The sequence below is a fragment of the Phenylobacterium sp. genome, from assembly GCF_044372605.1.
Classification (GTDB): Bacteria; Pseudomonadota; Alphaproteobacteria; order Caulobacterales; family Caulobacteraceae; genus Phenylobacterium.
The window spans coordinates 1-11,197 of the sequence record NZ_JBILRO010000096.1 but is presented as its reverse complement, the minus strand read 5'-3'; the positions used below and the strand labels follow the sequence as shown (position 1 = coordinate 11,197).

General features: G+C 65.0%; 9 protein-coding genes. 3 read left to right on the top strand and 6 right to left on the bottom strand.

All coding sequences use genetic code 11. From position 1 onward, the window contains the following. Positions 1-11: 11 nt before the first annotated feature. Positions 12-1,148 (top strand): acyl-CoA dehydrogenase family protein, encoded by a 1,137-nt coding sequence (locus tag ACIQ42_RS09640; protein ID WP_397421986.1) that lies wholly within the window; start codon positions 12-14, stop codon positions 1,146-1,148. Between the two features lie 11 nt (positions 1,149-1,159). On the opposite strand, the gene ACIQ42_RS09635 is transcribed toward ACIQ42_RS09640, so the two are convergent. From ACIQ42_RS09635 to ACIQ42_RS09625, 3 genes are all read right to left on the bottom strand, one after another. After that, entirely contained in the window at positions 1,160-1,771 is a 612-nt protein-coding gene (locus ACIQ42_RS09635) for a glutathione S-transferase family protein (RefSeq protein WP_397421985.1), read from the bottom strand. An 88-nt stretch (positions 1,772-1,859) separates the two neighbouring features. Continuing rightward, on the bottom strand, positions 1,860-2,834 hold the full coding sequence (locus tag ACIQ42_RS09630; RefSeq protein ID WP_397421984.1) for an NAD(P)H-dependent flavin oxidoreductase: 975 nt from the start codon (positions 2,832-2,834) through the stop codon (positions 1,860-1,862). Positions 2,835-2,868: 34 nt separating this feature from the next. After that, on the bottom strand, positions 2,869-3,705 hold the full coding sequence (locus ACIQ42_RS09625) for an enoyl-CoA hydratase-related protein (RefSeq protein ID WP_397421983.1): 837 nt from the start codon (positions 3,703-3,705) through the stop codon (positions 2,869-2,871). A gap of 309 nt (positions 3,706-4,014) precedes the next feature. Between ACIQ42_RS09625 and ACIQ42_RS09620 the strand changes: the two genes are divergently transcribed. After that, a complete protein-coding gene (locus tag ACIQ42_RS09620; protein WP_397421982.1) occupies positions 4,015-6,153 on the top strand; it encodes a DUF3857 domain-containing protein in 2,139 nt (712 codons plus the stop codon). A gap of 32 nt (positions 6,154-6,185) precedes the next feature. Here the strand turns inward: ACIQ42_RS09620 and ACIQ42_RS09615 are convergent, their stop codons facing one another. The 3 genes from ACIQ42_RS09615 to ACIQ42_RS09605 are packed head-to-tail and all read right to left on the bottom strand — an operon-like array spanning position 6,186 to position 8,715. Continuing rightward, positions 6,186-6,611: a DUF3617 domain-containing protein gene (locus ACIQ42_RS09615; protein WP_397421981.1), complete on the bottom strand. Its 426-nt coding sequence runs from the start codon at positions 6,609-6,611 to the stop codon at positions 6,186-6,188. Next, complete coding sequence (locus ACIQ42_RS09610) at positions 6,608-7,681, bottom strand: 2OG-Fe(II) oxygenase (RefSeq protein ID WP_397421980.1); 1,074 nt, start codon at positions 7,679-7,681, stop codon at positions 6,608-6,610. The genes ACIQ42_RS09615 and ACIQ42_RS09610 overlap by 4 nt, the downstream gene beginning before the upstream one ends. Then, positions 7,678-8,715, bottom strand: coding sequence for a 2OG-Fe(II) oxygenase (locus tag ACIQ42_RS09605; RefSeq protein ID WP_397421979.1), 1,038 nt, complete (start codon positions 8,713-8,715; stop codon positions 7,678-7,680). The genes ACIQ42_RS09610 and ACIQ42_RS09605 overlap by 4 nt, the downstream gene beginning before the upstream one ends. 172 nt (positions 8,716-8,887) lie before the next feature. On the opposite strand from ACIQ42_RS09605, the gene gyrA reads away from it, so the two are divergent. Continuing rightward, positions 8,888-11,197, top strand: a 2,310-nt coding sequence (gene gyrA, locus ACIQ42_RS09600) for a DNA gyrase subunit A (RefSeq protein WP_397421978.1), incomplete at its 3' end; no start/stop codon positions are given.

Sequence of the window (11,197 nt, the reverse complement as noted above, 5' to 3'; positions counted from 1 at the left end):
GGACATGACCCGTGGACCTGCAACTCGCCCCCGCCGATCTGGCCTTTCGTGAAGAGGTTCGCGCCTTTCTGGACACGCACCTGACCGAGGACCTGCGCGCAGCCGGGGCGGCGAGGACGGGCTCCTTCTGCGAGCTGGCGCCGACGGCAAAATGGCATGCTACGCTACATCGAAAGGGGTGGGTGGCGCCGGACTGGCCCGTCGAGCACGGCGGCACGGGCTGGACAACGACCCAACGCCACATCTTTGCCTCTGAGTGCGCCTCGGCCGGGGCTCCGGGCATACACAGTTTTGGCATCCGCATGTGCGGTCCGGTGATTATCGGGCACGGAACCCCCGAGCAGCAGGCCTACTACCTGCCGAAGATCCTGTCGGGCGAACACCGTTGGTGTCAGGGCTATTCCGAGCCTGGCTCCGGCTCCGACCTTGCCTCACTCCAAACCCGCGCCCATTCGGACGGGGACGACTATGTCGTGAACGGAACCAAGATCTGGACCAGCCTGGCGCATCAGGCGACGCACATCTTCTGTCTGGTCAGAACAGACCCGGAGGCCAAGCCCCAGCGCGGCATCTCCTTCCTCTTGATCGACCGCAACACGCCGGGTCTGACCATGCGCCCGATCATGAACATCGCCGGCGACCATGAGTTCAATCAGGTCTTCTTCGACGACGTGCGGGTCCCGAAACATCAGCGGATCGGGGCTGAGAACGAGGGCTGGACGGTCGCCAAATACCTTCTCGAGTTCGAGCGCGGCGGCAACTACGCCACCGGGCTCTGGGCGAGGTTGAAATGGGTTCAGGACCTGGCGTCCAGATACGCCACCCAGGACGCAGGGTTTGGCCGTAAACTAGCTCAGGTCGAGATCGACATCACGGCGGTCGAAATGCAGGAACACCGGGTCGTTTCCGCCCGGGCCCTGGGCGAATCTCCGGGCGCGGCCGCTTCAATGCTCAAGCTCCAGGGCAACGTCCTCACCCAGCGCCTTGACGAACTGGCGATCGAGGCCCTGGGACCGCAGTCGAGCCACGAAGGTCGTGACGCGGCTGTGGCCATGGGGCGTTATCTGTACGACCGGGCGGTGACGATCCTCGGGGGAACCAGCGAGATCCAGCGCAACATCATGGCGCGAGCCATGCTGGGGATCTGAAGGCCCCCGCTCTACGGCATCGTAATCGCGGTCTGGAAAGCCGGACGGGCGGTGACCTTGGCGACATAGGCCTTGAGGTGCGGCATCTCGTCCGGCACGCACCCCAGTCGATTGCTCATGAAACACGCATGCCCCAGCATGATGTCGGCCGCAGAGAAATCACCGACCAGGTAGTCGCGGCCGTCTAGCGCGGTGTTGACCGGCTCAAGGGATTTGGACAGCAGGCGTTGCGCCTGTCCCAGCACGGTGGCGTCGCGTCGATCTTCCGGAAGCAGGATGGTCTGGACCACAATGGTGTTGACGGCGGGCATCACCATGCCCTCGCAGTAATGAAACCACTGCAGATACTCAGGAAACCGATTGTCATTCACGGCAGGCTTCAGACCGCCATTCTTGTGGCGCTCCAGCACATAGTCGACGATTGCGCCGGATTCATAGATCGAGACATCGCCGTCTTCGAGCACCGGCACTCTCCCGAGCGGATGTCGCGCGCGGTGCTCTTCGGACTTCAGATCCTTCGGATGAAACGCCATTCTGTTGATTTCATAGGGAAGTTGAAGCTCCTCAAGCAGCCAGACAATCCGTCCGGCCCGCGAATTCGGCGCAAAATGCAGTTTCAGCATTGGTTGTGGTGTCCTGATGATCTGCGGTAATGGCCGCGGCTTTGGGCGTTAGGTTGACAGGTGGTCGAGGCGCTTTCCCGGCCGCGCCTCAGTTTGCGATGGCCACGAAGCGTTTCGCCAGAATGCCGTCGGCCTGGGCCATGATGTTGCGGACAACCTCGGCGCAGGTCGGCACATCGTGAATCAGAGCCTGGCTCTGGCCCGTGGTCCAGATGCCGCCATCCAGATCACCGTCACGCAACACGTTATTGCGACCCCGGACGCCCGCCATCAGTTCCTTCACGTCGGCGAAGGACTTGGTCGGGTCCCTCTGGATCTCCGCCACCTGCTCCGAGATGGCGTTGCGAGCGACCCGGGCGGTATTCTTCAGGGAGCGACCCACCAGCACCGTGTCTCGCTCGGTGAAATCCACGATCTGCTGCTTCACGGCCGGGTGAATCTGGGCCTCTACCGTCGCACAGAAGCGGGTCCCCATGTTCACGCCTTCGGCGCCAAGCGCGAGGGCGGCGACCAGGCTGCGCCCGTCGGCCATGCCGCCGGACGCGATCACCGGCACGTCCACGGCATCCACCGTCGCCGGCAGCAGCACCACGAGACCGATATCGTCCTCGCCCGGGTGCCCGGCACATTCGAAACCGTCGATGCTGATCACGTCCACGCCGTGGCGAACGGCAGAGACCGAATGCCGGACGGAGGTGCACTTGTGGATCACCTTCACGCCGGCCTCCTTGAAGCGGGGCAGGTGGTCCACCGGCGCGCGTCCCGCCGTTTCAACTATCTTGATGCCGGACGCGATGATGGCCTCGCGATAGTCGTCATAAGGGATCGGGTTGATCGACGGCAGCAGCGTCAGGTTTATGCCGAAGGGCTTGGAGGTCAGGGCCTTGGTCTTCTCGATTTCCGCCAGCAGGGCCTCGCCCGACGGGAACATGTGCGCGGTGATGAAGCCCAGCGCCCCGGCATTGGCCACCGCCGCCACCAGTTCGCCATAGCCGACCCCGGTCATCCCCCCCATGACGATCGGCGTCTCGACCCCGAACATCTCCGTGATACGCGTCTTCATGATGTGATCTTCCTGAGCTTGTCTTCGTTGAACGTCATTGACCGCGAAAATTCGGGGCCCGTTTTTCCCTGTAGCTCGCGACGCCCTCGCGGAAGTCTTCAGTCCTGGTGCACAGGTCCTGTTCCTTGTCAGCATCGGCAAAGCCCACATCATAGGGGTCGTCCAGGGCTGACCAGACCTGCGCCTTCATCGCGGCAAGGGCGCGGGGGGCCGATTGAGATGCAATCTGCCGGGCATAGGCGGTCACGTGCTCGCCCAGAGCGTCGTCCGCCAAGACGGTGTTGACGATGCCAAGCCGTTCAGCCTCGACGCCATCTATGCGCCGCGCCGAATAGAGCAGGTCAAGCGCCCGCGCCGAGCCGATCAGGCGCGCCAGCAGCCACCCGGAGCCCTTTTCCGCCGGCACGCCCAGACGGGCGAAGGTGGCGTTCATCACTGCGGACCGGGCCGCGAAGCGGATGTCGCAGTGAAGGGCGAGGATGAAGCCCCACCCGAATGCCGGGCCGTTGATCGCGGCGATCGTCGGCTTGCGGGAGGTGATCAATTCATTCCATCCGCCCGAGAAGAACCGTGACAGATCCGGTCCGACGTCGTCTCCCCATTGCGGAGGCGCGTCATCCTCTGCTGTCGAGAGTGCGTTGGAGGTCCCGCCCGTTCCAATGACGCCCAGATCAAGGCCCGCGCAGAACCCGCGCCCCGCGCCTGTGATCACGATCACCCGGCATTCGGGATCGGCGGCCGCCCGCCGGACAGCGGTGAAGAAGAGCTGCAACATGGCCGGGGTGAGCGCATTCAGCTTCTCGGGCCGGTTGAAGGTGATCGAGGCCACGCCGTGATCCACGGCGTAACCGATCTGATCGTGCTCGCTCATCCTACTCCCCAGTTAGCGGTGCCGTCGGCAAGGCGGAGCCCGAACCATTGCAAAACATCAAAGCGAATAACATTCGCGTATTGACCTGTGAAGCGCCCCTTTCTGCCAGTTAACCGCAGGATGTGAGCGCCTGGCCTCGACGGCGCTCCATATCCCGTGAGGTGCTTCCAGAGGAAGGCGCTACAACCTTCTGGCCGTTCTTCGAAACGCAGACGCCCTTCAGCCGGATCCTGCCGCCCGCGATCACCCGGCCGGGAAAGATCCCCGTTAGCTGACCTCCGAAACGACTCCAATCGGGGGCCGCGGACGTTGAGCCAAACCAATATCTCCTGCACGCTGATCCGGTTGAATACGTGGCAGACTCAACTTGCAAGCGCTCTAGCGCCCGTCACAATGCGCCATCTGGGGAGGAAAGCCGTGCGCGTTTCAGGACTACTTCTAGCGTCGATGCTCGTCGCGAGTTCAGCTTGCGCGCAGACCGAACAGGTGCGCCGGGGTCCTGCCCCGACGTGGTCCGATCCGTCGGTGCTATTGCCTGTGCCGGAGAACGTCAGCGGCCCCCTGTTTATGCGTCGACAGGATGCCAGAATTCATCTTGGCGATCAGGGGCAGGCGCAATACCTCGGCTATCGCGTCAAGATCCTCCAATCGAATGCCTTGCCCCTCGGCAACATTTCGATCGCCTGGAACCCAAGGTCCGGAGCGCCGATCGTTCACGACATCAAGGTCTTTCGCGACGACCAGGTCATTGATGTCCTTAAGACATCTTCCTTCGAGATTCTGCGGCGCGAGGATCAGCTGGAAGCCGCGCAGATCAATGGCAACCTGACCGCGATCTTGCGCGTCCCGGACCTGCGTGTGGGGGACGAGCTCGAGGTCGGCCTCACCACCTTTGGTAACGACCCTACGCTCGGGCGCAAGGCGGCCGGCCTCCTCCTCCTAGGGGCAAGCCCGTCGCCCGGCCGATATCGTCTGGGGTTGGTTTGGGACGAGGGCCACAAACCTCACCTCAAAATGACTCCTGACATGGCGGCGGCCATGCTGGCGGGCGATCACAGGGTCGACTTTCGATTCGACAACCCCGCGGTCCTTTCTCCGCCGAAGGACGCGCCCGCGCGCTTTCAGTGGCAACGCATGGTGGAATACACCGCCTTCGCTGACTGGGCGGCGATGTCCCGTCAATTCGCGCCCCTCTATGCGAAGGCGGCGACGCTGGACGCCAATTCCACAATCAAGCGTGAGGCTGGTCGCATCGCCGCTGCGAACGCCAGTCCGCTGGATCGGGCGAGTGCGGCGCTTAAACTGGTCCAGCAGGATGTGCGATACATCTATGTAGGTCTCAATACCGGCAATCTGACACCCGCCTCGGCCGACGAGACCTGGCAGCGCCGTTATGGGGACTGCAAGGGAAAGACAGCTCTGCTGCTCGCCCTGCTCAAGGAGCTAGGCGTTGATGCTGAGCCTGTGCTCGTCAACTCGACCGGCATCGACGACGGCCTCGATCAGCGTCTGCCGATCCCGCAATACTTCGATCATGTCCTGGTGCGGGCACGGATCGAGGGGGTCATCTATTGGCTGGATGGAACACTCCCGCCAGTGGCCTCGCCGAGCGCCCGGCCGGTATTCCCGGTGAACTGGGTGCTGCCACTGACCGAACCCGGCAATGAACTTCAGAGGTTGGAGTGGCGAGCACCGGCCACGCCTGAAGAAGTCAACCTGTATGAGATCGATGCGCGGGCTGGATTCGACAAACCTGCACGGATTGTGTCGACCAGGATCGTTCGTGGCGTCAAAGGCCTGGAAGAGCAAATCAAGTTTTCGACCGTGTCGACTGGACAACTACAGGACGCCTTCCGGCAGCGCGCGATTGGAAATACCTGGCAGACGATCGACGACGTTCAGTGGCGATACGATCAAAAGGCGGGTGCAAGCATCCTGACGATAAGTGGCGCCGGAAAGATCAACTGGGATGATGATGGAGGTGGCGCGAAATCGCTGGCTCTGCCCGGAGGCGGTTTCAGCCCACCAGAGCGGCGAGCCCGCGCGGCGGATCAGAGTCCGGACGTGCCGTTCTACACAAAGCCTGAGTATAGCTGCCACGTGACGACGGTCCGGTTGCCAACCTCAACACAAGCGAAGGAATGGTCGTCAAAGGCTAGCTTCGATACGCGGATATTCGGGCGAAACTACTACCGCGCCTGGGAATTGCGCGATGGGTCGATCCGCATGGTGCGTGGTTCGCGCGTCGAACAGCCGGAGATCGAAGCGGTCACCGCGCAGCGTGATAACGGGCGAATAGCTGCATTCGACAACAGTATGGGCTGGATCTTCTACAAGCCCTCAGGTCAGAAGGCGTCCGTTGGCGGCGGAGAGAACGTGCCGGCTACCTATGAATTCGACTGGACGGCCAGCGAAGTGCCCTGCCTTTCCCCCTCAACAAGACAATAGCGGGTAAGACCGCCGCTGCCGCCTCGGACCGCTCAGGGCGCGACCGGGCAAACATCCCCGATCCGCCTGGCGTCGGTTGTCGCGCGGCCCACGATGTTCAGGCCCAGGAACACGGTCGCAATGTCGGCGGTCAGGGTGAAGCTGGTGGGCGTGTAGGCGCCGGCGCCCTGCACCGAAACCTTCTGGCCGGTCTTCGAAACGCAGACGCCCTTCAGCCGGATCCTGCCGCCCGCGATCACCCGGCCCGGGTAGGTGCAGGCGTAGTGGCGGTTTGACGGGCCGGCCATGAACGTCTCGACGTCGGCGGCCGTGATGCAGCGCTTATCCGTCGAGGTCTGGTGGATCGGTGCCAGCAGCCTGTTGGTGGATTCCCAGTAGCCCGGCTGGATTGCGGGCGCCGATCGAACCGGCGCAGCGCCTGCCGCCAGGATCATCAGGCCCAGCAGAACCGTCTTCACGCCCCTGCCGCCGGCGTGGCGTCGGGGAACCTCGACAGATTGGCCTCGCGGATCTTCTGCCCGTCCTCATCGTAGAGGAACGGCAGAAAAGCGTAGCGCCGCCCGCATGTTACCGGCGTCGCCTCATGTTGCAGCGCGCAGCAGAACACCACCGCGCCGCCGGTCGGCGGCCGATAGGTCCGCGAGCCGAACTCCGGGAACCGCAGGTCCCCGCCCTCAAACCCCTCCGCGTTCAGATTGATCGAGACCGCGAACCGCCGGTGCGCCGTGCCGAACGTCTCATTGTCCCGATGGGCCTTGAAGTAGCCCCCCTCGTCGGCGTCGTAGCAGGCCACCAGATAGCGCTCCAGACGCGTCGCCCGGAACTGGAAGGCCCGGGCGATCATCGGGATCAGGGCGCGGTCCAGCCGCCCCAGGATCTCGCGCCTGAGCTCAGGGACGTCCTCAAGCCGCACGTCGCGACGGCGCTTCATGGGGTCCATCACGCCCACGGTCTTGCCGTCCACGTCGCGCATCACGCCGGATAGTTCCCCGCCCTCCGCGTCGTAGTGCGCGATCAGGCGGCGACACAGGTCGTTGCTGAACACCCGGGGCACGATCAGCACGGGTGCGCTCAGCGGTGCGCCCGCGTTCTGGTCGATCGGCGGCAGGTCCGCGATCCGCGCAAACAACCCCGCACTCTGCGCCATCGACGCGCGGTCCAGCACCCGCAGCAACGGGTCCAGCAGGATCCAGGTCGGCTGGTCGGCCCCGCACTGCCCGGCGATCTCGCCCCCGGGATCGAAAAACCACCTTTGGCCCGGGATCAGATCCGGCGGAACCGAGGGGTCATCCCGAGCGCCGCCGCACAGGAAGGCCGTGATGTGGAGGTCATCGAACCGCTCACGCACGCTCGCAAAGACCCGCATCGCCGCGTCGCGACCCGCCGCATCCTGCGGCAGGAACCCCAGCAACACATAGCGGCCCGCCAGGGTGTTGAAGTTGAACGCCGGATTGCGCCGGGTCGGCGCGACGAAGGCCGGCGCGAACTCGCCCCAGGACAGCCGTGGCAGCTCGGGCCAGGCGCTCATGCCGCACCGCCTGTTGTGGCCCCGGTGCGCGCCCGATAGGCCGCCAGCACGTCCGCCCCCGCCTCGTCGTAGAAGAACGGCAGAAACGCATAGCGCCGCCCCCGCGTGACCTTCAGCGCCTCGTGCATCAGGCCGCAGGCGAACACCACTGCGCCGCCTGCCGGCGGGCGATAGGTGGCGGGGCCAAATTCCGCGAACCGCAGGTCGCCGCCCTCGAAATCGTCGTTCAGGTTCAGCGAACAGGCAAACTTGCGATAGGCCGTGCCCTGGGTGGTGTTGTCCCGATGCGGGTGAAACACCCCGCCATCCTGGGCGTCGTAGCAACTGACCAGATAGCGTTCGATCCGCGTGACAGAGAATCCCAGCGCCATCTTGATCAACGGATAGAGCCGCCGCTCCAGCCGCGACGTGATCGCCGCCACCAGGTCGGGATCGTCCACCAGCACATCGCGCCGCTTCTTCAGGTCGTCCATTACCGCGACCGTGCGCTCGCCCGCATCGCGCATCACCCCGGTGAAGGCGCCCCCGTCGGCCTCATGCAGATCGATCAGGGCCCGGCAGAGCTCAGGCTCGAAAATCCTGGGCGCGATCAGCACCGGCGCGTTCAGCGGCGTGCCCGCGTGTGCGCCGGGCGGCGGCAGCCGCCGGATCAGGTCAAACAGCGGCCCGGGCGCCTCGATGGGCGCGGCGGACAGCGCCCGGAGCGTCGGGTCCAGCAACAGCCAGTGCGGCTGCGGGCCATAGCGCTCGGTGATCTTGCCGTCGAGGTCGTGCATCCACCGCAGGCCCCGCGTGTCGCGCAACCCCCTGGCCGCATCCGGATCGCGCAGGATCACGAACGCCGACGCCGTCTCGTCGTCGAAAAGGGCCTGATGCGCCGCCATCGTTTGCAGGGCCGCCAGCCGCTGTTCGGGCATGGCCGGCAGGAACATCAGCAGCACGTACCGCCCGGCAGCCGTGTCGAACACAAACCCCGGATTGGACGGCGTGGGCGCGGTAAAGAAGGGTGCCAGTTCACCAAGCGTTAGCGGCATCGCTCATGACTACTTCGGATGCGCCGGTGCGTCACCCTTCCGCTCTCGCCCGCCAGGGCCCTGTCACCCTCGCGCACGCGCACGCGTACACGCGAGAGATGGCGCGTGCCGCCCCGGGGTGCTACTCATAACCGTCATATAACCCTTCGATTCGAACGGCGATTTCCCCACCTTGACCGACGACAGCAAGACCCCTCCCGAGGATGCCCGCGGGGGCATCGCCCCCATCGCGATCGAGGACGAGCTCAAGCGCTCCTATCTCGACTATGCGATGAGCGTGATTGTCAGCCGCGCGCTCCCCGATGTGCGTGATGGCCTGAAGCCGGTCCACCGCCGCATCCTGTTTTCGATGGGTGAACAGGGCCACACGCCGGACCGCTCCTACGTCAAATCCGCCCGCGTGGTCGGTGACGTCATGGGTAAATACCACCCGCACGGCGACGTCGCGATCTACGACACCATGGTCCGCATGGCCCAGCCGTTCTCGATGAACCTGCTGCTGATCGACGGGCAGGGCAACTTCGGCTCGGTGGACAACGACCCTCCTGCCGCCATGCGCTATACCGAAAGCCGCATGACCAAGGCCGCCATGGCCATCCTGGCGGACCTCGACAAGGACACGGTCGACTTCAAGGACAACTACGACGGCTCCGAGAGCGAGCCCGTTGTGCTGCCCTCGCGCATTCCCAACCTGCTGGTCAACGGCGCCGGCGGCATCGCCGTCGGCATGGCCACCAACATCCCGCCGCACAATCTGGGCGAGGTGGTCGACGCCTGCCTGGCCTATGTCGACAACCCCGACGTCAGCCTCGACGAATTGCTCGACATCGTGCCCGGTCCTGACTTCCCCACGGGCGGCCAGATCGTCGGCCGCACCGGCGCGCGCACCGCTCTGATGACCGGCCGCGGCTCGGTGATCATGCGCGGCATCGCCAATGTCGAGGAGATCCGCAAGGACCGCGAAGCCATCATCATCACGGCCATTCCGTTCCAGCTGAACAAGGCCAGCCTCGTCGAGCGCATCGCCGAACTTGTCCGCGACAAGCGCATCGAGGGCGTTTCCGACCTGCGCGACGAGAGCGACCGCCAGGGCATGCGCATCGTCATCGAGATGAAGCGCGACGCCTCCGCCGAGGTACTGCTGAACCAGCTCTACCGCTACACCCCGCTGCAGAGCTCCTTCGGCGTCAACATGCTGGCGCTGAACCGCGGACGTCCGCTGCAGATGGGCCTGCGCGACATGATCACGGCCTTCGTGGATTTCCGCGAGGAGGTCGTGGTCCGCCGCACCCGGTTCGAACTGGGCAAGGCCCGCGACCGGGGCCACGTCTTGGTCGGCCTCGCCATCGCCGTCGCCAACATCGACGAGTTTATCCACATCATCCGCTCGTCCAGGGACCCGTCAGAGGCCCGCGAGCGGCTGGTGGCCAAGGACTGGCCGGCGGGCGATATGCTGCCCCTGGTCGAGCTGATCGCTGACCCGCGCAGCCTCACCATCGACGGCAATCTGATCCGCCTCACCGACGAACAGGCCCGCGCGATCCTGGCTCTGACCCTGTCGCGCCTGACCGGCCTTGGCCGCGACGAAATCGGCAATGAGGCCCGTTCGCTGGCCGACTCGATCCAGGGCTACCTGACCATCCTGGCGTCGCGCGAAAAGATCATGGCCATCGTCCGCGAGGAACTGGTCGAGGTCCGCACCGCCTTCGCCGTCCCGCGCCGCACCGAGATCATCGACGGCGACGCCGACGTTGAGGACGAGGATCTGATCGCCCGCGAGGACATGGTGATCACCGTCACCCACGGCGGCTACGTCAAGCGCACCCCGCTCAGCATCTACCGCACCCAGCATCGCGGCGGCAAAGGCCGCTCGGGCATGGCCACCAAGGACGAGGACGCCGTCACCCGCGTCTTCTCGGCCAATACCCACACGCCGATGCTGTTCTTCTCCTCCGGCGGCAAGGCCTATCAGCTCAAGGTGTGGCGCCTGCCCGTCGGCACGCCCACCTCGCGCGGCAAGGCCTTCGTCAACCTCCTGCCCATCGAGCCCGGCGAGACCATCACCTCCATCCTGCCGCTGCCTGAGGACGAGGCGACGTGGGATCAGTACGACGTGATGTTCTCCACCCGCTCCGGCGGCGTGCGGCGCAACAAGCTCTCCGACTTCATCGGCATCAAGCGCAACGGCAAGATCGCCATGAAGCTGGATGACGGCGACTCCATCGTCGGCGTCGGCGTCTGCAACGCCCAGGCCAACGACATCCTGCTGACCACGGCGCTTGGGCGCTGCATCCGCTTCGCCGTGGACGAGGTCCGGGTGTTCGCCGGCCGCGACTCCACCGGCGTGCGCGGCATCCGTCTGGCCGAGGGCGACAGCGTCATCTCCATGGCCATCCTCCGCTCGGTGGCGGCCACGCCGGACGAGCGCACCGCCTACGTCAAACACGCCAACGCCATGCGCCGCGCACTGGGCGAGGGCGAC

What these genes read in the sequence shown, in the direction of transcription:
- ACIQ42_RS09605 (WP_397421979.1), bottom strand. Translation starts at nt 8,715, where the DNA reads ATGCCGCTAACGCTTGGTGAACTGGCACCCTTCTTTACCGCGCCCACG.
- ACIQ42_RS09625 (WP_397421983.1), bottom strand. Translation starts at nt 3,705, where the DNA reads ATGAGCGAGCACGATCAGATCGGTTACGCCGTGGATCACGGCGTGGCC.
- ACIQ42_RS09630 (WP_397421984.1), bottom strand. Translation starts at nt 2,834, where the DNA reads ATGAAGACGCGTATCACGGAGATGTTCGGGGTCGAGACGCCGATCGTC.
- ACIQ42_RS09610 (WP_397421980.1), bottom strand. Translation starts at nt 7,681, where the DNA reads ATGAGCGCCTGGCCCGAGCTGCCACGGCTGTCCTGGGGCGAGTTCGCG.
- ACIQ42_RS09635 (WP_397421985.1), bottom strand. Translation starts at nt 1,771, where the DNA reads ATGCTGAAACTGCATTTTGCGCCGAATTCGCGGGCCGGACGGATTGTC.